The sequence below is a fragment of the Mycobacterium sp. AZCC_0083 genome (assembly GCF_014202335.1).
Taxonomy (GTDB): Bacteria; Actinomycetota; Actinomycetes; order Mycobacteriales; family Mycobacteriaceae; genus Mycobacterium.
On the sequence record NZ_JACHGP010000007.1, the window covers coordinates 69454 to 91830 of the forward strand.

Below are 22377 nucleotides of genomic sequence, written 5' to 3' on the forward strand. Positions count from 1 at the left end.
CCACGAGGTAGGGTCGCCGTGATTAACTTAACCCAGCTAATCTATCAGTTATATTAGCTAATCTGTCACGCGAACGAGAGCCGTCCGTGATCGAGAAGATCGAGGTGGGGATGAAACCGACGACCGCGGCCGATTCGACGAACACGGCCGCAGCGCCTGCTTCACACACGATGTCCCCGCAGTCATGATCGGCGTTCTCAAGCGGGTCTGGATTCCACTCGTGATCGTGCTGGTAGTGGTCATCGCGGGTTTCTCAGTTCAGCGGATCCGGGGCTTCTTCGGCTCCGAGGGCATCATCGTCACGCCGAAGAACTTCGCCGACGACGCCGAGCCGTTCAATCCGAAAGTCGTGAAATACGAGATATTCGGTTCTGGCACTTACGCAGACATCAATTACCTCGACCTGGATTCGAAGCCGCAGCGGCTCGATGGCGCCCCGCTGCCGTGGAGTCTGACCCTGAGCACCACGGCACCGTCGGTTCTCCCGAACATCGTGGCGCAGGGCGACGGCAACACCATTTCCTGCCGCATCACCGTCGATGACGAAGTCAAGGACGAAAGGACCTCTACCGGCGTGACCGCCCAGACCTTCTGCCTGGTGAAATCCGCATGAGTGGACCCATCAACGAGCCAACCACCGAAGAGATTCCGGTCGCCCAGCAGCAGGCTCATCCCTTCCTGCCCGGGAACATCCGCAAGTTTGCGGTCGTGGTCATCGTGGCCTGGGTCGCCATCATCGCCCTGCTCAACGTCATCGTCCCGCAGCTGGAGGAAGTCGGGCAGCTGCGCTCGGTCTCGATGAGCCCGAATGACGCGCCGTCGGTGATCTCGATGAAGGAGGTCGGTCAGCAGTTCCAGGAGTTCAAGTCGAACAGCTCGGTCATGGTCGTGCTGGAGGGCCAGGAGCAACTCGGCGCCGACGCCCACAAGTATTACGACCAGATCGTCGACAAGCTCGAGGCCGACCCGAAGCACGTCGAGCACGTGCAGGACTTCTGGAGCGACCCGCTCACCGGCGCCGGTTCCCAGAGCAACGACGGCAAGGCCGCCTACGTCCAGGTGTACCTCGCAGGCAACATGGGCGAGTCCCTGGCCAACGAATCGGTCGAGACGGTCCAGAAGATCGTCGATAGCGTCCAGGCGCCCAACGGGGTGAAGGCCTATGTGACTGGTCCTAGCGCGCTCCAGGCCGACCAGCAAGTCGCCGGTGACCGCAGCATGCAGCTCATCGAGATGGTCACGTTCTCGGTCATCATCATTCTGCTGCTGCTCGTCTACCGGTCGATCGCCGCCGTGGGCATCGTGCTGGTGATGGTCGTGCTCCAGTTGGCGGCCGCTCGCGGCGTCGTCGCGTTTCTCGGCTTCCACAACATCATTGGGCTCTCGACCTTCGCCACCAACCTGCTCGTCACGCTGGCGATCGCCGCGGCCACCGACTACGCCATCTTCCTGATAGGCCGATATCAGGAAGCGCGAGGGGCAGGCGAGGACCGAGAGTCGGCCTACTACATCATGTTTGCCGGCACGGCCCATGTCATCCTCGGCTCGGGCATGACCATCGCCGGTGCAACCTTCTGCCTGCACTTCACCAGGCTTCCGTACTTCCAAACGCTCGGCATCCCGCTCGCCATCGGCATGGTGATCTGCGTCAGCGCCGCACTCACCCTTGGCCCAGCGGTGATCACCGTGGCGGGCCGCTTCCTGGAACCCAAGCGGGCGATGCGCGTCCGCGGCTGGCGCAAGATCGGCGCCGCCGTCGTACGGTGGCCCGGCCCCATCCTGGTCGGGACGATCGCGCTGGCGCTCGTCGGTCTGCTCACGCTGCCCGGCTACCGCACCAACTACAACGACCGCAACTATCTGCCCCAGGACCTACCGTCCAACGAGGGTTACGCGGCCGCCGACCGGCACTTCTCGCAGGCCCGGATGAACCCCGAACTGCTGATGATCGAGAGCGACCACGACCTGCGCAACTCGGCCGACTTCCTGGTGATCGACAAGATCGCCAAGGCCGTCTTCCGAGTGCCAGGCATCGCGCGCGTGCAGGCGATCACCCGGCCGCTGGGCACTCCCATCGAGCACACGTCGATTCCGTTCCAGATCAGCATGAACGGCACGACGCAGCAGATGAACGAGAAGTACAACCAGGACGTCACGGCCAACATGCTCAAACAGGCCGACGACATGCAATCGACCATCGACTCGATGACGAAGATGTCGAACATCACCAAGCAGATGGCCGATCTCATGCACGACATGGTCGCCAAGATGAAGAACATGACGGTCGACGTCGCTCAGTTGCGGGACTACATCTCCAACTTCGACGACTTCTTCCGCCCACTGCGGAACTACTTCTACTGGGAACCGCACTGCTACAACATTCCGGTCTGCTTCTCGATCCGGTCCATCTTCGACACCCTCGACGGCGTCGACACGATGACCACCGACATCCAGGAACTACTGCCCGTCATGGAACGCCTTGACGTTCTCATGCCGCAGATGGTCGCCCTGATGCCGCCCATGATCGAGACGATGAAGAACATGAAGCGGATCATGCTGACGATGTATGCCACCCAGAAGGGCATGCAGGACCAGACGACCGCGATGCAAGAGAACCAGTCCGCCATGGGCGAGGCGTTCGACGCATCGAAGAACGACGACTCCTTCTATCTGCCGCCGGAGGCGTTCAACAACGCCGAGTTCAAACGCGGCATGAAGAACTTCATCTCGCCGGACGGCAAGTCGGTGCGGTTCATCATCAGCCACGAGGGCGACCCGATGAGCCAGGAGGGCATCGACCACATCGATGCCATCAAGCAGGCCGCGAAGGAAGCCGTCAAGGGCACGCCGCTTGAGGGGTCGAAGGTCTACCTCGCCGGCACGGCGGCAACGTTCAAGGACATGGCCGACGGCTCGATGTACGACCTCATGATCGCCGCGATCGCCGCACTGGGCCTGATCTTCATCATCATGTTGATCATCACCAGAAGCGTGGTGGCATCCGCCGTCATCGTCGGCACGGTGCTGGTGTCGCTTGGCGCGTCGTTCGGCCTCTCGGTGCTCATCTGGCAGCACATCCTCGGGACCGAGCTGCACTGGATGGTGCTCGCGATGTCCGTCATCATCCTGTTGGCCGTCGGTGCCGACTACAACCTGCTGCTGGTAGCCCGGTTCAAAGAGGAAATCCACGCTGGGCTGAACACCGGCATCATCCGCGCGATGGGCGGCACCGGGTCGGTGGTGACCTCGGCCGGGTTGGTATTCGCCTTCACGATGATGTCCATGGCGGTCAGTGAACTGACCGTGATTGGGCAGGTGGGTACTACAATTGGCCTCGGTCTGCTGTTCGACACCCTGGTCGTCAGGTCACTCATGACGCCGTCGATCGCCGCCCTTCTCGGCAAGTGGTTCTGGTGGCCACAAGCCGTGCGAGCGCGGCCGGTGCCCGCGCCATGGCCATCGCCACCAAAGGACCCCGAACCCGTCCCATCGGCTCCAGGAGGATCAGCATGATCAAGAACATTCGCAGTCTCGCGCTCCGCAGCGGCATGGTGGCCGCCGCGTGTGGCGTGCTGGCAACAGCACTCGCCGGACCGGCCGCGGCCGATTCGACCGAGGACTATCCGATCCCGAACAAGATGCTGAAGACCACGTGCGACACCGAGCAGTACCTGCAAGCCGCGCGCGACACCAGCCCGGTGTACTTCGAGCGATACATGCTGGACAAGAGCAACCGGCCCGCCGACATCCAGCAGATGGCCGAAGACCGCATCCACTGGTTCTTCTCGCTGGACTACGCAGGCCGTCGCCAGTACTCCGAGGACACCGCGACCAATCCTTACTACGAGCAGGTGGCGACCCACTGGGGCAACTGGGCGAAGGTCTTCTTCAACAACAAGGGCGTCGTCGCCCACGCCACCGAGGTCTGCAACAGCTACCCGCCCGGCGACATGTCCGTTTGGGACTGGCCGGTCCAACGCTGACACCAGCGACGTACGGCCGAATCCGGCGTAAAAGATTGTCCCGACGGACTAGCCATGGGTGGTAGGCTCCCCGCATGGGTGTATCGAATTACGCTCATTCAGAATGAAGAAAGAAGTAAACAGTATGACACAGGGAACTGTGAAATGGTTCAACGCCGAAAAGGGCTTCGGCTTCATCTCTCCTGATGGCGGCGCGCAGGACGTGTTCGTTCATCACTCGGAGATCCAAAGCGAAGGCTACCGGTCGCTCGACGAGAACCAGCGCGTCGAGTTCGAGATCGCCCAGGGTGCCAAGGGTCCTCAGGCAGTCGGCGTCACCGCCGTCTAAGACACGCTTACGAAATTCCCTGCGCTGAACGATCGGATCCAATCCGATTCCAGCGCAGGGTTTTTTGTATCTCGGGACCGAATGAATTCGCCAATCCTCGAAGAATTCTTCAAGCGGTTGGGTCAGTTCATGCTGGCGTCGGCGACCAGTGGGCAAGCATTTCACCGAAGGTGTCGAAGGCTGCCTTGTTGACGCCGTAGGTCGCCTCGAAGTGAACGCTCAGCGGGAACCCGAGGTCCCCGACACCGTCGATGACCCGCTTGTACAAGTCGACGAGAAGCTGACGCCGTCGTGCCGGTTCGGTGCCTGCGAGCGACTTGACGAACTCCTGCTCGGCGGCGACCGCGGCGTTGCCGGGATCCTGGATGAGCCAGTTGATCAGGCCGACGCGACCCTCGACCTTCGGCACGAAGCCGAATGACAGCAGGATCTCCGGTCTGTAGTCCGTCGTCTTGGCGAAATCCTTCAGGAAGCCGACGATCGAGTCGGAGTACAGCAGCTGGGTCATGCCGTAGTTCGCACCCTGCTTGCACTTGAATTCGAATCGCCCCCGCTCACCGTCGCGGGTCGGGATCAGGATGACGCCGCGGTTGTCCACCAGCTCGTCGAAGATCGAAAGGGCGTCGGTGGGTGCGACACCGGAACCCTCGCCGTCGTTCATGGTGCGTGGCACGCCGACGAAGGCGATGCCCTCGATTCCGCTGTCGCCGAGAGCGGTCAGCCGCTCTCGCAGGGTCGGCTCGTCCATGAAGGCGGTGACCTGGGTGCACAGACCCTTCACCCCTGGCAGCTCCGGCTTGATGATCGACCAGAAGTCGAGCACGTCCAACTTCGGCTTCATCTCGATGGGCCTGCCGTCGTCCTCCTCGATCATTCCGGGCATCATGACGTGCCGGATCACTCCATCGAGGCCTGACTCCGCGGAGCTCCGCAGCACCTTGTGCGCCTCTTCCAATGCCTGCTCGCGGCCATGTTCGACATTGGGCGCTACGAGTTCGAGCGCGATGGTGCTAAGGGTCACGTGACTGCTCCTCATCGGGGGTACTCATCGCCGCGGCGCGTAGACCGTGGCGACGCCTCACCGCGCTGTGAGATACGACCATTGACTAGTTTAGCTAACGAGTAGCTCCGGCGGGTGAGCCGGGCGCGGGGTTCTGCCCGCGAATTACCGTTCAGCTAACCACGTGACCCGAGACGAGGCGAACCCGCGTACTCAGTGCTGGGTACGGCGGCGACCGAGCAGGACCGCCCACCCGACCGCGGCGAGGCTCAGCGCACCGAGCAAGACCGCCGTCGTCAGGAGGAAGGCGTCCCTGCCCTTGAAACCGGCAGGCGATTCGTCCGAGGCCAGTCTCAATTGGTAGTCGCCTGGCAGCGGCCCTTCCCGCGGCTCGTCAAGACCCGGGAACTGCTGAGTCCGGTGCACCTCGAATTGCCGTTCGCCAGTTGGGGTTTGGTTCCACTCCCCCCATGCCGGGGTCACGCCGTCGAGCAGAACCTTGCGCTCGCCGTACTGCCTGTCGTCACCGACGTCGACGATGCGCTGCACCCGGAAGGGCTCGTAGACCCGGTTGTCGGAGTAGCGCACCTGAACGGGAACGTTGTCGTATCGGAACAGTGGTGGCGGAGGCGGAGGCAACGGCAACCCGATGCCCGGGTAGTAGCCACCGCCGAAGAAACTGCCAACGGCCACGTTGACGGCCTGGTTGATCGTGTTGGTGACGATGGCCGTGAAGCTGTAGGCGGCAAACTGCGCTACCTCCAGAATGATCCTTGCCAGCGGCGGGATGTACACGATCCGTGGAGCGTTTTGATAGATGTAGATGATCTTCACCGGGTTCCGGTACGGATTGGAGAGCACCGGCCGGTAGTAGTCGTCGTACTCCACCCAGTTCGGGTCCCACTGCCGCACGTTGCGATCCCATTTGCGGTCGCCGCCGGGGAAGAATTCGTTATCCCTTCGGGAATTGTTGTCGTTCCGATCGTCGCGAATATTGCGGTCGAAGTTCGGCACGTCGATCGCCTTCGCGATGGCGTCGACGTCCTGCTTCGGGGCCACGACGGGGTCGAGCTGCTCGACGGGTTTTGCACTCTTGGCCAACACCACGTCCTGCTCGGGCGCCTTCAGCCTCTCGGGTGCGAGAGTCTCGATTACCTTCGCGGCCTGCGAGACGCTCGACGACGCCGTCTTTTCGACGCCCGACGGTCGCTCGGTGCTACTCGACTCGGCTGGGGAGGTCGGCGTCGCGCCAGCCTCTGCGGTTGCCGTTGCCGTTGCGCCGACCTCTGCCGAGGGCGGGCCGACGAGCGCCGGCGAGGGAGGCGTCGAGCCTTCCGACGGCGGCGCGGAGGCGCTGGTGGTCGCCGGCGCAGCTGACGTGGCAGGCGTGTCCGGCTTCTTCGGTTCGGGCTCGGCAGGCGTTGGCGCCGCCGATGGAGCGACGGACCGGCGGGTGGTGGGAGGCGCGGGCGGGTCAGCACTGGTCGCGGGCGCACTCGCTGCCGTGGTCGGCGCGACCGTCGGTGGCTTGGCCGGCGCCGATTGGGTGACCGGTGGGTCCTGGGTCACCGGCGCCTTGGTCTGCGGCGGAGCCTGCACGATCGCCGGTGCCTGTGTTTGTGGTGCCTGCGTCTGGGTCACCGGTGCCTGCGTGACCACCGGTGCCTCTGGCACCTTGGGCGGGGGCGGTGCCTCGACGCTCACGGGCGCCTGCGGTATGACCGGCGCGACCGGTGGCGCCGCGGGCGGTTCGGCGATCACCGGTGCCTGCTGCTGGGGCTTCGGTGCCGGCGCCTCCTGCGGGGCCTGTTGGACCGGGGCCGGCTCTGGCACGGCGACGATGGTCGTCGGCGAGACCGGATCGGGCTTCGGATCGGCGAATGCCGGCGCAATGCCTGTCGTCATCGCCGTGAGGGAGATCACCACTCCCGACGCCAGGGCGGCGACGACGTTTCGCCGACCACGAATCTTCAACGGTGCGTCCATCCTGCAACTACTCCTCTGTGCCATGCGCAGCCATCTCCCCCGAGGCTGGTCCGGGACCAGCAGCTGCCGCGGCGCTTCTTCCGCTCTACACATCAATCGGTGGTTCGGCGGATTCGTTACAGCGACTAAGTGATCGTTATCAGGACTAAGTCATGACGATCAGGACAGCGCACGACGTGGCTGCGCAGGCGGCACCGCCGCCAACAGCGAGCGGGTGTACTCCTGCTCCGGCGACTCGAAGAGTTCTGCGGCGGGTCGGTATTCGACGCGCTCGCCGGTCTTCATGACCAGGACGTCATGACTCATTCGCTGGATCACCGCCAGGTCATGACCGATGAGCAGGAATGTCAGGCCAAGCCGTTGCTGAAGGTCGGCAAGTAGCGTGAGTACCCGTGCTTGCACCGACACGTCGAGTGACGCCGTGGACTCGTCAAGGATCATCAACTCGGGCTCGACGGCAAGAGCCCGCGCGATGCTCACCCGTTGCCGTTGGCCGCCAGAGAGTTCGTGCGGATAGCGCGATGAGAAGGAGGCGGGCAGCCCGACCAGTTCGAACAGTTCGGCGATGCGCGACCGGCGCGAGGCCTTGCCATCGACCAGGCGGTGAACGGTCAGCGGTTCGGCTACCGCCTCCTCCACGGGTCTGCGGGGATCCAGCGACGAGAACGGGTCCTGGAAGACCAGGCTGATCCGCCGACGGAGTGCCTTCTCGGCGGCGCGGCGCACGGTGAGGACGTCGGTGACATCCAAAGGGCCGTGCAACACCGCGCGGCCGGCGTCCGGTTTCACCTGGCCGGTGAGCGCGGCCGCCACGGTCGACTTGCCCGACCCCGACTCGCCGACGAGCCCCAGCGTGGTGCCACGCCGGATCTGGAACGACAACTCCTTCACCGCGTGGATCGTCGTCCGGCCGACCGGTGTGGTGACCGGGAACCGGACGTCGAGGCCGTCGACGTCGAGAAGGACCGCGCTGTCCCCCGCCGCAGGCGGAGGACCGCTTCCTCCCATGAGTGGGCGGGCGTCGAGCAGCTCGCGGGTGTAGGGCTGTTGTGGACGGTCGAACACATCAAGGACTGGTGCTTGCTCCATCGCTTGGCCGTCGTGCAGCACGGTCACGTCGTCGGCGACCTGTCCGATGACGCCAAGGTCGTGGCTGATCCACACCACCGCGGTGCCGAAGTCGCGTTGCAGATCGCGCACCAGCTCGATGATCTGTGCTTGCGTCGTGACGTCGAGTGACGTGGTCGGCTCGTCTGCGATGAGCAGTTCGGGGTCGCAGGCCAGCGCGATCGCCACCATCACGCGCTGACGCTGCCCGCCCGACAGCTGGTGCGGATATGAGTGCAACCGGGTCTCGGGGTCGGGCAGCCCGACCGCCTCCAGCAGCTCGAGCGCGCGTGCCTTCGCCTCCCTTGGAGTTTGACGGCGATGCGTCTCGAGGGATTCGGTGATCTGGCGCTCGAGGGTCAACAGCGGGTTCAACGACGTTCCTGGGTCCTGGAACACGAAGCCGATCCGGCCGCCGTGCACACTGCGCAGCGTGCGTGGTGAGGCTCCGATGAGCTCGAGTGAATCTCCCTCGCCGGCAAGGGTGCTCGAGCCGGTGACGATGGCACCCGGTGCGTCGAGCAGTCCGGTTGCCGCGAGCACCGTCACGGATTTTCCCGACCCGGACTCGCCGACGATTCCCAACGTCTGCTCGGGCTGCACCTGCAACGAGATACCGCGCACGATCTGGCGCTTGCCGATTCGCACGTGGAGGTCGGCGACGTCGAGTACGGGCCCACTCATCGCTGCCTCCGCGCTTCCAGCATCGTGCGCTGCTTGGGGTCGAGCACGTCGCGCAGACCGTCTCCGAACAGGTTGAACGCGAGCACGATCACGAAGATGGCCGCGCCGGGGAACACGGCCATCCACCACGCGAGGGTGACGAAGCCCTGCGAATCGAAGATCATGCGGCCCAACGACGGTTGGGGCGGCTGAATGCCCAATCCGAGGAACGACAACGCCGCCTCGGACAGGATGGCGAAGGCCAACGACAGCGACGTTTGCACGATCAGCGGCGCTGCGATGTTCGGCAGGACGTGGCGGACGAGGACGTACACGTGCCCGGTGCCCATGGTGCGGGACACCGCGACGTAGGGCTCGGTCCGCACGCTGAGCGTGCTGGCCCTTGCCACCCGCGCGAAGATCGGCGTGTAGACCACGCCGATCGCCAGCATCGTCGTGGTGACGCCTGGACCGAGAATCGCGACGATCGCCAACGCCAGCAACAGCACTGGAAACGCGAACATCACGTCGACGACGCGCATGAACACCGTGTCGACCCACCCGCCGCGATAGCCGGCGACGACCCCGACGGTGACACCGACCACGACGGCGAAGGCCACGCTGACGACGGCAACGCGCATCGACGCCTGGATGGCGACGAGCACGCGGGACAGGACGTCGCGACCAAGCTCGTCGGTGCCGAACCAGTGTGCGCCACTGGGACTTTGAAGGGCGTTCGGCACGTCGACGTCGTTGATGCCGTACGGCGCGAGCCACTGTGCCGTGACCGCGATGACGAGCACCACGGCCAGCACCACCGCGCTGACCACGGTGACGGGATTGCCCACCAGGAGCCGCCAGGAGGCGACTCTGCCCTGGGTGTCCTCGATCGCCTGGTCGGTCACGACAGCCTGATCCTCGGGTCGACCACTGCGTAGAGCAGATCCACGATCAGGTTTATGAGCAGGAACAGGACGGCGATCAGCAGGACTGCCCCCTGGATCACCGGGTAGTCGCGGGCGGCGACGGCGTTGTAGACCAGGCGGCCCAACCCCGGCCAGGCGAACACCACTTCGACGACGATCACGCCGCCGAGAATCGTGGCGAGCTGGATCCCGGTGATGGTGAGGATGGGTACCAGCGCATTGCGGACGGTGTGCCGGAACGTCACCACCCGCGGCGACAGCCCCTTGGAGCGCGCGGTGCGCACGTAACCCATTGCCGCGACTTCGAGTACTGCGGACCGGATGTAGCGCGTCAGGATCGCGGCGGCCACCAGGCCGACGGTGAGGCCGGGAAGGACGAGGTGCTGCAACCAGCCGCCTGGATCGCCGAGCAACGGCCGGTATCCCGACGTCGGCAGCCAGCCGAGGGTCGTCGAGAACAGCGCGATGAGCAGGATGCCCATCCAGAAGTCGGGTACCGAGACGCCGAACTGGCTTGTCACCCGCACGATCCCGTCGCTGATCCTGCCTTCGTGCAGCGCCGACCAGATGCCGGCCGGCAGCGCGATCAGCAGGGCGACGACGATGCCCGCAACCGCCAGCGAGGCGGTGGCAGGAAGGCGGTCGACGAGAATCGTCGCCACCGGATCACCGTTGCGGAAGCTGACTCCAAGGTCTCCGGTCAGCGCCGAGCCGACGTAGCCGAAGAACTGACCGATGATCGGGCGATCGAGGCCGCTGGCCGAACGCAGGGCGTCGTACGCCTCGGGTGTGTAGCGGGTGCCGAGCGCAATGCGAACCGGATCACCTGGCACCAGGTGCACCAGCGCGAACACCACAACGAGCACACCGAGCAGGACGATCAGCGAGTACGCCAGCCGGCGGGCAAGAAACCGCACGATCGGGTGAGTCATTGGGCGCCATCCCCCGTCAGGCTGGCGGTCCGGAATCTGATCGCGCCGTCGCGACGTGCCTCGTAGCCCGACAGATTGGTGGCCCAGGCCTGGATCACGGATGGGTTGTAGAGGTAGATGTAGCTGACCTGGTCGGCGATGATGGTGGCGGCCTTGGCGTAGTCCTGTTGGCGCGCTTGCCGATTGACCTCCACTCGCCCCGCGTCCAGCAGCCGGTCCACGTCCGGATTTGAGAACTTCTGGGCGTTGCTCGACCCGTCGGTGTGGTGCTGTGCGTAGTAGAAGTCGTCGGGGTCGATGTTGCCGAGCCAGCCCATCATCAACATGTCGAAGTTGCCGGTGTTCTGCTCGTCGAGCCAGGTGGCGAAGTCGACGGTGCGGATGTTGACCGTGATGCCAAGGGGTTTGAGGTTGTCGGCGATTACCTGCGCCGCGGTGACCGTCTCCGGGTACTCGGAGGTGACCAGCATGTCCATGTTCTTCGGCGATGCTCCGGCCTCGGCGAGCAGGCGCTTGGCCTCAGCCTGGCCTTGATCTACGGCGTCCGCGTACTTGTCGTAGGACGTGTACCAGGGGTTGCCCTCGGGGATCGCGAGCTGATTCGCCGCAGCCGTGCCGTAGCTGGTTGCCTGCACGATGGCCTTGCGATCGATCGCGTACGCGATCGCCTGACGTACCCGCGGGTCCTTCCACGGTTCGCGGGCTTCGTTCAGCGCGAGGTACCAGTAGTCGTTGCTCGGCGTCACGGCGAGCTTGATCGAGTCATCGTTCTTGAGTTGTGCGACGCGTTGAGTGGGTATCGAGTCGGTCCAGTCGATCTCGCCCGCCTGCAGGGCCGACAGCGCCGTTGACGGTTCGGAGATGAACCGGAACGTCACGCCAGGCACCTTCGGGCGACCACCCCAGTAGTTCGGGTTGGCCGTCAGCGTTATCGAGTCCCCGCTCTTCTGGGATGCGAAGGCGAACGGCCCCGTCCCGACCGGATGGGTGGCGATCTGGCCACTTTCGACGTTCTTGCGCTGCACGATCGCCATGCCCTTGAATCCGCCGAGGTTGGTCAGCAGGTTCGGGGTGGGCTGCTTGACCCGAATGAGGACGGTGTCCGGGTCGGGCGCACTGACGTCGGTCACGGCGCTGAACTTGTCGACGTTGGAGAGCTTCTCGTCGATGATGCGCCGGTAGGAGTACACGACGTCATCGGCGGTGAACGGGCTGCCGTCCTGGAACGTCACACCCTTGCGAAGCTGGAAACTCCAGGTCAGTTGATCGGGTGAGACGCTCCACGATTGAGCGAGTGCGGGCCGCATCTCGAGATTCGCATCCGGTTCGACCAACGTGTCGAACACGTTCTCGAGCACCTCGAACGAGAAGTAGGCGCTCGTCTTCTGCGGGTCGAGTTGGTCGGGCTCGCCCGCGATGGCGGCGATCAAGTTGCCCGAGCCCTGTCCGAGGTCGACCCGCTGCGCATGCGAGCAGGAGACCGCGACGAACAGCGCGACCATCGCGGCGATGACGGCCGCTGGTTGTCGCATTCTCATCTCTTCCGTGCGGACTCCGAGGTGGGCAGCGCCATGTGTGGCGCCGATGCTGCGCTACCCGTCTTTACCCACTGAGCGCCGTCTTTACCCACTGAGCGGCATCTGCACACCTGCCTCGTGGCGGCGGCCCGTCACGGCGTCGCCGCAGTCAGTCGGCGTTGATCGCCGCAACGATGTTGAGGCGGGCGGCGCGCAGCGCGGGCGGCACCGATCCCAGTAGGCATATCACCAGTGCGCCCACGCTGATGGCGATCATCGCCGGACTCACCCGCCACGCGACGTCGATGCTGAGCACGTTCGTCAGGGCGCGGGAGATCAAGTATTGAATCGCGACGCCGATGAGCAGTCCCAAGAGTCCGCCGACGATGCCAATGCCTGCCGCTTCGGCGAGAATCGCCTTGAGCGTGAAGACGCGGTCGGCGCCCATCGCGCGCAGCACACCTATCTCGCGGCGACGGTCCAGCACCGAGAGCATCAGCGTATTGAGCAGGGTGACCGCAGATACCACCACGACGATCCACGCGATGATCATGATGACGGCGATCACCTGATCGAGCGCGCTGCTGACGCCAGCCAGCGCCTCGTCGCCGGAGTAGACGAACGCATCCTTTGACACGGCATCCTTTGACACGGCACGGCGTATCGCCGCCCGCACTGCCTGCGGATCGGCGCCTGGGGCCACGGTGACCTCGAGGTCACTGGCACCAGGCCGGAGAAACCAGCCCTGCATCGAGTCCAGGCTCATGGCGATCGTGCCGGTGAGCCCTGAGAAGTACGGAACGAGCTCGAGTACCTCCACACGGTGCGCACCGGTCGGCGTCTGCAAGGTGACCTCGTCTCCGTCCGAGACGCCCATCGCATGACCGAGGTCACGCGACAGCGCGACGCCCTCTCCTGCGAGCAGCTTTTTGCGATCCCGCGCCGACATGGATGCGTAGATGTCCCGATGAGAGCCTGGTGCGATGCCGAGCAGCATGACCCGGGTTTCGCCGACTGTGGCGAACGCCATCTGGTCCGGCACCACTCTCGCGACGCCGGGCACGGCCCGCACCCTGGACTCGGTGTCCGGTGGAAGCAGCGTGGTCGAGAAGTCGGTGGCCGCCGCTGAACTGACCCACGCATCAGCATGCCCGATCGAAGCGAATGACGCGACGGTCGAGTCGACGGCATTACCGGTCGCTCCGGTGACGGCGACCGTAGTGACCACGGCCGTCAGCACGGTCATCATGGCGACCCACATCCGTCGCGGTGCACGCTCGATCGTGGCCGCGCCGAGGACGCCTGCGCTGCCGAACAGCCGAGCCACCCCCGCGGCGCATCGAATGATGGGCCCCGACAAGGCGAAGCAGATCGCGCTAGCGCCGATGAACGCCAAGGCAATTGAGACGACGGCGATATTGCCCAGGTCAGCGGTCACGATGAGGACTGTCGCGACGAGCAGGATGATGCCTGCGATGCCTCCGACGATCCGAAGCCGACTCGAGCCTGCCTCCGACGTCGCGACGCCGCACGACGCCAAAGCCTCGACCGGGGTGACGCCGTACACCTGTCGGGCGGCCAGTGCCGAGGCCGTCACGCTCGCAATGACGGCCGCAGCGATGGCCGCTGGCACGACATAGGGCGCCAGGACGTATTCGATTCGCGCATCCAACGACTGGACCATCGTCGAGGGCAGCCGACCGATCGCGAGACGGCCGATGACGACTCCGAATATCGAGCCGATGGCGCCACCGAGCAAGCCCAGCAGAGCAGCCTCGACCAACATGTCGGCCACGATGGTCCGGCGCTTGCCGCCGAGTGCCCGCATCGTCGAGATGGCGGGCCTGCGCTGCGCGATGGCGATACTCATCGCGTTGTAGCTCAGGAACGCCGCCACCACCAGGGAGACAGACGCCGCGAGCAGCGTCATCGCCTGCAGAATCGCGAACGAGCTGCCGGCCTGGGCGGCCCGAAAACTTGGCGTGGCCACGACGGCACGCCCGCCGATCGCCGTGGTCACCGCGGACCGCACCTGCGCGGGGTCCGCACCCGGTGTAGTGAAGATCAAGATGGAATCGAGTCGACCCTCGCGGCCCGAAATCCGTTGCGCGAGTGTGAGCGGTGCGATCACGAAGTGCGCGTCGTTCAATCGCCGCGCGGCGGGTCCGTCCACGACCGCAACGGCGGTGACTCGCGTCGATCCGACGTCGAACTGCTCACCCTTGGCAAGCCCGAGGCCCGCACCCACGATCACACCGTCGGTCGCACCGGTTACAGGCGAACCCGCGTCGAGCTGATCCTTGATCGCCGACTGCAGATCGGAATGCAGTTCGGAAGCGTTCTGACCAAGGCCGAGCACCAGGGCAGGGGTTGAGTCGACAGTTGCCCGTATTCGCACCATCGGCACGGCCGCGGCGACGTCCGCGACACCGGTGACCGCGTCGAGCAGCGACTCGTCGAACCCGTCGTCGGTGATGCCGGACACCTCGAGATTCGCGTCACCGCCGATGCTGGTGGCCAGACGATTGATGGAGCCCGTGATCGAGCCCGATACGCCCAGCACCGCGACGAGCAGTGCGGCAGAGACCGCAACCACGGACACCGTCGCCACCGCGCGTCCCCAATGTGTCCGCAGTTCGCGGACATTGAGCACCCTCAGTCGGCTGAATACTGCGGGAAGCATTGCGCTACAACCGGTGTGCCGCGTGACGACCGCTCCGCGGCGGACCCAGGTCGGGCAGGTTTCTGTTGTGCAGCGCGACGATGCGGTCTGTCGTCGGCTCGGCATGCAGGTCCGCCGTGTGCCGACCGGCCCACAGCGGCTGTCGCACTAGCACGTCGGACTTCAGTGCGCCGTCCTGCAGTGTGATCACACGGTCGGTAGCCGCGGCAGCCTGGAGGTTGTGCGTCACCATCACGACTGCGCGCTCGACGCGGACGTCGTGCGCGACGTCGTTCAGCAGTTCCAGGATGGCCGAGCCGGTCGCCGAATCCAAGTTCCCGGTCGGTTCGTCGGCCAGAATGAGCAGTGGGTCCATCATCAGCGCGCGCGCCACGGCAACTCGTTGCATCTGCCCGCCGGACAACTCGGCCGGACGATGATTCGTGCGATTTCCGAGGCCGACGAGCTCGAGTAGCTCGATGGCATCCCGTCTCACGTCGCGTAGCTTCTTTCCGTCCAGCAACATGGGGACCGCAACATTCTCCCATGCGGTGAGTGTCGGCAAGAGGTTGAAGAACTGGAAGACGAACCCCACCTTCCTGCGGCGGAACGTCGACTGCTGATCGTCGGTCATCCCTGCGATGTCGACACCGTCGTACCGGATGGAACCCGAATCGGGCACGTCCAGCGCGCCAAGAAGATGCATCAACGTGCTCTTGCCCGCACCCGACGGACCCACGATCGACGTGAACTGGCCGCCGTTGATCCGCAGGGTGAGCCCGTCCAGGGCACGGACCGTGTGTCCACCCGCGCGGTACTCCCGCACGACATCGATGAGATCGACGGTTAGAGCCACATCACTTCTCGAGGGCAATTTCCAGACCAGGGAAGGCTCTCTCGGCAAAGCAGTCCCTGACCTTCTGACCGACCTTGCGATTCCCCGTGAGTGTGCTACTCAGGAGCGACGACACGTGCGCATAGACCGCCTGGTTGTCTGGCGCATCCATGTGCGTGAACGGTGGCGTGCCTGCCAGCGGAACGAGGGGCAGTCCAAGCACGTCTCGCGCCGCTCTAAAGACGGGCGCATCCAACACCGCAACGAAGTGCTGAATGTCCTCGCGAATTGCCGCCGCACCCACGACGCGCAAGATCTGCACGTGTACGGCCGCCAGCTTGCGCCGGTAGCGACGCGGTATTGCCGCGGTTGCGCCGTCCCAGCACCGATCGAGGTCGTCAATTCCGTGGTGCCGCATGATGTCGTCGGCAGCGATGGTGATCGGGGCAATCGGAGACTTGATGACGTCGTCCAGGTCGACGATCGTCTTGAGACCAGCAGGCGAGTTGCGGATCATGCGCAGCACGCCCGCAGGCACCTTCGACTTCGTATCCATGACGACGAAGAAAACACTGCTCTCGTCGTAGGGGCCGTATTCCGTCTTCATGGTCACCGAATCGTTGCCCCACGTGTCCTCGAAGACCTCGCGCTCGACCTGGCGGGCGATGTTTGCAAAGGGGTCGGTTCCCTCTATCTGAAAACATGCGAACCGGTCGCGAACGAGAAGGGCCTTCGCCCCGAGGAATTCCCGCGTGAGCTCGTTCCGCTCGGCATCTGACAGGTCGTAGGCATACAGCTGCGGTGAGCGAGTGAGCTGCTTGCCTGCCGGCGGGTCAGATGTCTCGGCGACCGACTTCTGCCGGTACGCGAAACGAGCAGGGTCAGTCACTGGGGCGGGACTCCACCTTGAACCAAAGTTGATCGGCGGCCGGATCGCCACCCAAGAAACCACCCAGGTCGGATGGGTTAGTCGCGACCATGCCACCCTGCGCCACCAGACGCAAGCGCCGACCGATGTGAATAGCCTCTGCATTGCCTTTGTAACAACTGATATTTCGGCAGGTGCGATCATCGTGTCGGCGGTTACAAGGAGGCGGACAGGTGGACGGACTGGTGCCTCGCTTCTCCATCGGAGCGGGCTTTGCCGTGTACCGGGGCGCGACGACGACCGGCCACGTGCACCGGCACGCCGCCTTCCAGATCGCCATCGGCATGCAGGGCGAGGTTGCCATCGTGGACGCGTCGGGCATCGAACACCGGGCCGCGGCACTGGTCGTGGCGCCGATGGAGCCGCACTGCCTGCAGGCCACCCCTGACGTGCTGACCTACTTCGTCGAGCCACACTGCGTATTCGCCGACCGGTTGCGCGAACGCCACGGAACCGGCATCACCGCGGCCCCCGAACTGCGCGATCTGCGTGAGGATGACGTCCGCCTTGCGGGCGTTCGACCGTCCAGCCAACTCGACCCACGCCTGGTACAGACGCTGACTGCGTTGAGCGACCGCAGTGCATCGTTGCCGAGCCTGGCCGCGGACGTCGGGCTCTCACCGCAGCGCCTGCGCGCGCTGGCGCGGGATCAATTGGCCATGCCGCTGGCGCGCTGGCGGGTATGGACTCGGCTGCGGCGCGCGGCCGAGGCGCTGCAGGCGGGCCAGACGCTGGCCGACGCGGCGAGCACGGCGGGCTTCGCCGATCAGGCGCACCTGACCCGCCAGATGCGGGAGATGATGGGGCTCACCCCTGCCGTGGTGCTACCGCTTCTGCGCGGTCAGTCCTTGCGCGCAACGTAGACCGAGATCGAGCCGCTGACCGTGGACACCACCTCGACCTCGCGCACGTCGCGAAACCCGGCATCGGACATCAGGCCAGGAAGGGCACCGTCGGCGTTGGGCTGGGTGTCCTCCTTGCCGTCGGCGAGCTGCACGATGCGAAAGGCCTGGCGCATCAAAGTCGTTCGCTGCAAGCCGTAGTCGGCGATCACCAGCCTTCCGCCGGGCTTCAGCACCGCGAACATCGACGCGAGCACTGCCTTCTTCATCGGCAGCGGGCATTGATGGAGCACCAGGCTGGACACGACGGTGTCCACGGAGCTCGCTCCGAGCGAATCCACCAAGGCGTCACCCATGCCGACGCGCCATTCCACCCCCGCATCGGCGGCGGCCTTGCGCCGTGCCACGGCAAGCACCTCGGGGTCCGGGTCCACGCCGACGATCCGAGCGCCTGGCTCCACTCGACTCAACAACAACGCCAGTGATCCAGTGCCGCAACCGATGTCGGCGATCACGTCGCCGGGCTGCGGTGCCACGTACATGGCGGCCAGCGCACGCCACAGTCGCTCACGGGTCAGCGCAACGACGAAATCGAAGAACCTTGCTGGTGCGACCCGGCCGAGCGCCGGAGTGAACGATTGCGTGCTCATCTCCGTAGTCTCGCCCGCTCGACGTGATGCGGTCTTGAACGAATCGCTTGTCGCATCACAAACAGGCAGGCTTGCCTGTTTGTGAAAATCGCAGTACTTTCGTGGCATGACCAGAGCTCGGAGGCGGCACGCCGACGAACGGGTTCGCATCCCCCGCGCGGAGCGGGTGGAGGCCATGCGGTTGCGGTTGTTGGAGGCCGTGATCTGGTGCATCGCCGACAAGGGCTACGCCGCGACCTCCACCAACGACGTCGTTCGTCGGGCCAAGGTGTCCCGTGGAGCACTTGCACACCACTTTCCGACGAAGGCGGCGCTGGTGAATGCCGCAGCAGGCCAGTTGGTCGACAAACGCGCCGCCGATTTCGAATCGCGGATGGCCCGCCTCGACCCGAAGGATCGGACACCGCTGGCCGCACTCGACATCTTGTGGTCGTTCTATGAGCAACCCGAATGCCGGGCCTTGATGGAGTTGTCGATCGCGGCGCGGCATGACTCCGAACTGCGTGCGCTGATGTCGAACTGGGACGACGTGTACAGCGAGGTACTGCTCAAGTCGGCTGGCGAGGTGATCCCAGAGTTGGCAGCCAAACCCCATGCAGCCGTGCTGTTACGGACCGTCACCGCTGTGTACGACGGACTCGGCCTTTACGACATGACCCAGCGGGCCCAGCGCGAGCGGGTCGCCGAGGTGCGCGCGTTCTTCATCGCGATGTTGACCCAACTGGACCCCTCCATGGGGAGTCCGATCCCAGGAACAGGACCTGATCATGACTGAAACGAACACGCCACCGATCCGCGCACGCCGCATCCACTTCGACTATCCCGAGGGCGGGCTGCGGCGGCACTACGTCCAGGGCGATCTGTTGATGAGCCACATCGTCGCCTACCTTTCCTCCACGTTCCCCGAGGGCGAGGACTTCTTCGTCCGGTCGGTGCGCCGCCACGCCGATCAGGTGACCGACCCGGTGCTCAAGGAACAGGTGAAGGGCTTCATCGGGCAGGAAGTGACTCACAGCCGCGAGCACGTGGCGCTCAATGAACGGCTACAGGAGATGGGCTATCCCACCACGTTCAACGACCGGATGACCACACGGGCGCTGCTCCGGGACGAGCGCATGTTCTCGCCGCTGACCTGCCTTGCCATGACGGCAGCCTTGGAGCACTTCACCGCTGTCTTCGCCGAATCACTCCTCGGCGACGAGGATGCGCAGGCCCTGCTGGGGTCTACCGAGGTGCGAAAGATGTTGTTGTGGCATGCCTATGAGGAGTCCGAGCATCGCGCGGTGGCCTTCGACGTGTACCGGGCCGTTGGTGGTTCCGAACGGCGCCGCATCTGGACGATGCGGTTGGTCACGTTGACCTTCTTCGGCAGCATCGTGTTGTTCACCACGCTGTCACTGCTGCGCGACCGCAGCACTTACAACCCCGTCCGGCTCGTTCGCAGTCTCTGGGGCCTGCGCCGTTCACCGTTCCTGAAACGCTCTGTGCGCAAGCGATTTCGGCAATACAACAAGGTGGGTTTCCACCCGAACGACGTCGACAACTCCGCCCTACTCGAGCGTTGGCAGCCCGAATTGTTCGGGGAGGCCGGGCAGCTCACCGCCAACATGGCCTAGCGGCGTTCGCCCTCGGCGAGCCACGCGAAGAACTCCGCAGCCGAGAACACGGGCTTGCCCCACTCGAGTGCCTTGCGCGCCTTGCCCGACTGGGTGCCGACCTCGGCGGTGATCAGGACCTCGCAGCGCGTCTTGGTCACCGACGGCACGGCCACCAGCCCTGCCGACGCCGCCAGGCGCTGCATCTCCTCGCGGTCGACGATGCGGCCCCGAGCGTCTTCGGCAGTGCCGGTGAAGCACACGCGAGCGCCCGGCACCAGGATGGCCGCGATGTCATCACCTGCGAGTGCCGCCTCGACCGAATCGTCGATGATCGCCACTCTCAGCGACTCTTCGACCGCGCGCAGCCGGCCAACGGCCTCCACGGTCATGGGCACCCGCGAAGCGGCGGCGCGCAACTGGTCGGCCACCGACTGCCGGGCCGCCAGATGCCACGGCGTGTCCAGACCACCGTCATCGTCCCCTGCGAGCCCCAGCACGGTCGCGCCGACGCGGCGGCTGACGTCGAGCAGTGCCGAAAGACCCGGCAGGTGAGCCGATGCCGGTGTTGCCACCTCGCGGTTGCGACTGACGAGGTGTCCAGAGAACGACTCGCTGGCCTCGGGCTCGTCGAAAGCCGAAGCACCCGAATCCGCTGAGTCCGTTTGGGAGAACGCGTCGAGCGCAGCGCGGGCCCGCTCCAGCGCCGTGCCTGCCGCCAAGCCTCGACGGTGCTCGGCGCCGAGCACCGAGTGCGGCACGTCGGCGCCCAGCGGCGTTGGCACGACGAGACCGAGCCGCTTGAGTTCGAAGTCGATGAGGCCGAGCGTCTCGTCGATCCCGACGCCGACCGGAGTGCAGCCTGCCAGCATCGGTGCGATGACCTCCCATGCCTCCGCCAGCGTGGGCGCCAGCAGCACGTCGGACACCGTGATGCCGTAGGCCTGCCGCGCGTCGGCAAGGTCGCGCTGCGGGTTGATCAGCGTGCTGACCGCGGTGCCGTCGTCGAACGCCACCGCGAACTCGACGGGTCGGGGCCGCGACATCCGGCCCTCGTCGCCGACGGTCAGGATGCCGATCCCGCAGTACCGGCGGGATCGTTCGTCGGCGACCGCCTGCCGCAGGAACCGGACGACGCGCTTGTCGGTCCTCAAATCCTTCGGCAGCACAGGACGTTTGAGCACCAGCCCGCTCATCGACGTGCACCGGCTGAGCGCGACGTAGAGCTGACCGAACGAGAACATGCCGCCGCTCAAGTCGACGACCATGCGGTCGAGCGTCTGGCCCTGGCTCTTGTGGATGGTGATCGCCCACGCCAGTTTGAACGGCAGCTGGGTGTAGGTGCCGATCACCTCGCGGCGCAGCGCTCCCCCATCGACGACCGGACGCGTCGCCTCCCAGGTGTAGGGCCTGACGTCCGCGGTATCGCCGTTGGTGAACTCCACCGTGACGACCAGTCCGTCGTCAAGGCGAGCGGCGGTCACCCGACCAAGGGTGCCGTTGACCCACCGATCGAACTGATCGTTGTTGAGCATCATGATCTGCGCGCCGATCTTGAAGCGCAGGGTCTCTTCGACGGGTGGGTCGAACAGGCTGAGGTCGCCGGATCGCGATGCGAGGTAGGTGATCTCGTCGCCTGGCAGCCGCTCGAGGCGCTGCCGGTTCCTTGCGGTCACCAGTCGGTTGGTCGGCGCCAGCGTGAGCCAGAACTCGTCATCGGGCGGTTCGAAGTCCGGGTCCGTGCGTGCGTTCAGCTGATCACGCGCATGCCCAACGAGGACGCCTTCGCGAATCTCGTTGAGAATTGCGGCCATTCGGTCGTCACCCTGCTGGCGGAACACCGTGGTCAGAGCAACCGTCGGGAAGTCCTCTGACCGAAAGCTGTCAGCAGAGAAGAAGTACGGCGTCGCGTAACGGGCGTTCAGGTACCCGGCCTCCGCCTCGTGCACGACGGGCGGCAGCTGGTAGAGGTCGCCAACGAGCACGATCTGCACACCGCCGAACGGAGTGCCGGGCACGGGACCGAATCGCATCAGCGCCGCGGCCACCTGGTCGAACAGGTCGGCGCGCACCATCGATGCCTCGTCGACGATCAAGGTGTCCAGCGAGCCGAGGATCTTCGCGAACCGGCCGGGGTAGTACCGGCCGGTGCGGACGTCGTCGAGACTGGTCGTCGTCGAGAAGCTGAAAAGCCGGTGGATGGTGTAGCCGTCGACGTTCAGTGCGGCGATGCCGGTGGGGGCGACGACGACGACGTTGCGGTCGGTCTCGGAGATGAAACGACGGATCAGCGTCGACTTGCCCGTGCCCGCCTTGCCGGTGAGGAACACGTGCCGTCCGCCACCGAGCAGCGCGAGCGCATCCTTGAATTCGTCGGTCAGGACGAGCTGCGAACTCCGCACCTCTTGTACCGCCATGTCGAT

The 22377-nt window shown here is 65.1% G+C and carries 18 protein-coding genes; 7 read left to right on the plus strand and 11 right to left on the minus strand.

Features of this window, described 5'->3' with window-relative positions; genetic code table 11:
* Positions 1-184: 184 nt before the first annotated feature.
* The 4 genes from HNP02_RS18185 (at position 185) to HNP02_RS18200 (ending at position 4311) form a co-directional block, all read left to right on the plus strand.
* Positions 185-613: an MmpS family protein gene (locus HNP02_RS18185; protein ID WP_184440990.1), complete on the plus strand. Its 429-nt coding sequence runs from the start codon at positions 185-187 to the stop codon at positions 611-613.
* On the plus strand, positions 610-3513 hold the full coding sequence (locus HNP02_RS18190; protein ID WP_184440992.1) for an RND family transporter: 2904 nt from the start codon (positions 610-612) through the stop codon (positions 3511-3513). The genes HNP02_RS18185 and HNP02_RS18190 overlap by 4 nt, the downstream gene beginning before the upstream one ends.
* A gap of 35 nt (positions 3514-3548) precedes the next feature.
* Positions 3549-3983: a DUF5078 domain-containing protein gene (locus tag HNP02_RS18195; protein ID WP_255506691.1), complete on the plus strand. Its 435-nt coding sequence runs from the start codon at positions 3549-3551 to the stop codon at positions 3981-3983.
* Between the two features lie 124 nt (positions 3984-4107).
* Positions 4108-4311 carry a cold-shock protein gene (locus tag HNP02_RS18200; RefSeq protein WP_184441671.1) on the plus strand — a complete coding sequence of 68 codons (204 nt, stop codon included), beginning with the start codon at positions 4108-4110 and terminating at the stop codon, positions 4309-4311.
* Positions 4312-4438: 127 nt separating this feature from the next.
* Here the strand turns inward: HNP02_RS18200 and HNP02_RS18205 are convergent, their stop codons facing one another.
* The 9 genes from HNP02_RS18205 to HNP02_RS18245 all read right to left on the minus strand — a co-directional run bounded on the left by HNP02_RS18205 (position 4439) and on the right by HNP02_RS18245 (position 16828).
* The gene (locus HNP02_RS18205) at positions 4439-5332 is read right to left on the minus strand and encodes a mycobacterial-type methylenetetrahydrofolate reductase (protein WP_184440996.1); all 894 of its coding nucleotides are present in this window, start codon (positions 5330-5332) and stop codon (positions 4439-4441) included.
* 192 nt (positions 5333-5524) lie between these two features.
* Complete coding sequence (locus HNP02_RS18210; RefSeq protein ID WP_184440997.1) at positions 5525-7297, minus strand: hypothetical protein; 1773 nt, start codon at positions 7295-7297, stop codon at positions 5525-5527.
* 159 nt (positions 7298-7456) lie between these two features.
* Positions 7457-9088 (minus strand): ABC transporter ATP-binding protein, encoded by a 1632-nt coding sequence (locus HNP02_RS18215; RefSeq protein WP_184440999.1) that lies wholly within the window; start codon positions 9086-9088, stop codon positions 7457-7459.
* Positions 9085-9972 carry an ABC transporter permease gene (locus tag HNP02_RS18220; protein WP_309241606.1) on the minus strand — a complete coding sequence of 296 codons (888 nt, stop codon included), beginning with the start codon at positions 9970-9972 and terminating at the stop codon, positions 9085-9087. Before HNP02_RS18220 ends, HNP02_RS18215 begins: the two co-directional genes overlap by 4 nt.
* Positions 9969-10925: an ABC transporter permease gene (locus HNP02_RS18225; RefSeq protein ID WP_184441001.1), complete on the minus strand. Its 957-nt coding sequence runs from the start codon at positions 10923-10925 to the stop codon at positions 9969-9971. Before HNP02_RS18225 ends, HNP02_RS18220 begins: the two co-directional genes overlap by 4 nt.
* Entirely contained in the window at positions 10922-12457 is a 1536-nt protein-coding gene (locus HNP02_RS18230; protein WP_184441003.1) for an ABC transporter substrate-binding protein, read from the minus strand. Before HNP02_RS18230 ends, HNP02_RS18225 begins: the two co-directional genes overlap by 4 nt.
* Positions 12458-12611: 154 nt before the next feature.
* Complete coding sequence (locus tag HNP02_RS18235) at positions 12612-15125, minus strand: FtsX-like permease family protein (RefSeq protein WP_184441004.1); 2514 nt, start codon at positions 15123-15125, stop codon at positions 12612-12614.
* A gap of 4 nt (positions 15126-15129) precedes the next feature.
* Entirely contained in the window at positions 15130-15960 is an 831-nt protein-coding gene (locus tag HNP02_RS18240; RefSeq protein ID WP_184441006.1) for an ABC transporter ATP-binding protein, read from the minus strand.
* A gap of 1 nt (position 15961) precedes the next feature.
* Positions 15962-16828, minus strand: coding sequence for a hypothetical protein (locus HNP02_RS18245; protein WP_184441008.1), 867 nt, complete (start codon positions 16826-16828; stop codon positions 15962-15964).
* A 212-nt stretch (positions 16829-17040) separates the two neighbouring features.
* On the opposite strand from HNP02_RS18245, the gene HNP02_RS18250 reads away from it, so the two are divergent.
* Positions 17041-17730 (plus strand): AraC family transcriptional regulator, encoded by a 690-nt coding sequence (locus HNP02_RS18250; protein WP_309241607.1) that lies wholly within the window; start codon positions 17041-17043, stop codon positions 17728-17730.
* Here HNP02_RS18250 and HNP02_RS18255 read toward each other — a convergent pair.
* On the minus strand, positions 17709-18359 hold the full coding sequence (locus HNP02_RS18255; RefSeq protein ID WP_184441010.1) for a class I SAM-dependent methyltransferase: 651 nt from the start codon (positions 18357-18359) through the stop codon (positions 17709-17711). The genes HNP02_RS18250 and HNP02_RS18255 overlap by 22 nt on opposite strands.
* A gap of 106 nt (positions 18360-18465) precedes the next feature.
* On the opposite strand from HNP02_RS18255, the gene HNP02_RS18260 reads away from it, so the two are divergent.
* Both HNP02_RS18260 and HNP02_RS18265 read left to right on the plus strand, forming a co-directional pair.
* Positions 18466-19134 carry a TetR/AcrR family transcriptional regulator gene (locus HNP02_RS18260; protein ID WP_184441012.1) on the plus strand — a complete coding sequence of 223 codons (669 nt, stop codon included), beginning with the start codon at positions 18466-18468 and terminating at the stop codon, positions 19132-19134.
* Positions 19127-19975 carry a metal-dependent hydrolase gene (locus HNP02_RS18265; protein WP_184441014.1) on the plus strand — a complete coding sequence of 283 codons (849 nt, stop codon included), beginning with the start codon at positions 19127-19129 and terminating at the stop codon, positions 19973-19975. Before HNP02_RS18260 ends, HNP02_RS18265 begins: the two co-directional genes overlap by 8 nt.
* On the opposite strand, the gene HNP02_RS18270 is transcribed toward HNP02_RS18265, so the two are convergent.
* Positions 19972-22371: an AAA family ATPase gene (locus HNP02_RS18270; protein WP_184441015.1), complete on the minus strand. Its 2400-nt coding sequence runs from the start codon at positions 22369-22371 to the stop codon at positions 19972-19974. The two genes, HNP02_RS18265 and HNP02_RS18270, sit on opposite strands and share 4 nt — an antisense overlap.
* Between the last annotated feature and the right edge of the window lie 6 nt (positions 22372-22377).

Coding starts and splice junctions, on each gene's coding strand:
- HNP02_RS18255 (WP_184441010.1), bottom strand. CDS start 18,359: ATGAGCACGCAATCGTTCACTCCGGCGCTCGGCCGGGTCGCACCAGCA.
- HNP02_RS18225 (WP_184441001.1), bottom strand. CDS start 10,925: ATGACTCACCCGATCGTGCGGTTTCTTGCCCGCCGGCTGGCGTACTCG.
- HNP02_RS18195 (WP_255506691.1), top strand. CDS start 3,549: ATGGTGGCCGCCGCGTGTGGCGTGCTGGCAACAGCACTCGCCGGACCG.
- HNP02_RS18235 (WP_184441004.1), bottom strand. CDS start 15,125: ATGCTTCCCGCAGTATTCAGCCGACTGAGGGTGCTCAATGTCCGCGAA.
- HNP02_RS18260 (WP_184441012.1), top strand. CDS start 18,466: ATGACCAGAGCTCGGAGGCGGCACGCCGACGAACGGGTTCGCATCCCC.
- HNP02_RS18230 (WP_184441003.1), bottom strand. CDS start 12,457: ATGCGACAACCAGCGGCCGTCATCGCCGCGATGGTCGCGCTGTTCGTC.
- HNP02_RS18200 (WP_184441671.1), top strand. CDS start 4,108: ATGACACAGGGAACTGTGAAATGGTTCAACGCCGAAAAGGGCTTCGGC.
- HNP02_RS18215 (WP_184440999.1), bottom strand. CDS start 9,088: ATGAGTGGGCCCGTACTCGACGTCGCCGACCTCCACGTGCGAATCGGC.
- HNP02_RS18185 (WP_184440990.1), top strand. CDS start 185: ATGATCGGCGTTCTCAAGCGGGTCTGGATTCCACTCGTGATCGTGCTG.
- HNP02_RS18265 (WP_184441014.1), top strand. CDS start 19,127: ATGACTGAAACGAACACGCCACCGATCCGCGCACGCCGCATCCACTTC.
- HNP02_RS18210 (WP_184440997.1), bottom strand. CDS start 7,297: ATGGACGCACCGTTGAAGATTCGTGGTCGGCGAAACGTCGTCGCCGCC.
- HNP02_RS18190 (WP_184440992.1), top strand. CDS start 610: ATGAGTGGACCCATCAACGAGCCAACCACCGAAGAGATTCCGGTCGCC.
- HNP02_RS18270 (WP_184441015.1), bottom strand. CDS start 22,371: ATGGCGGTACAAGAGGTGCGGAGTTCGCAGCTCGTCCTGACCGACGAA.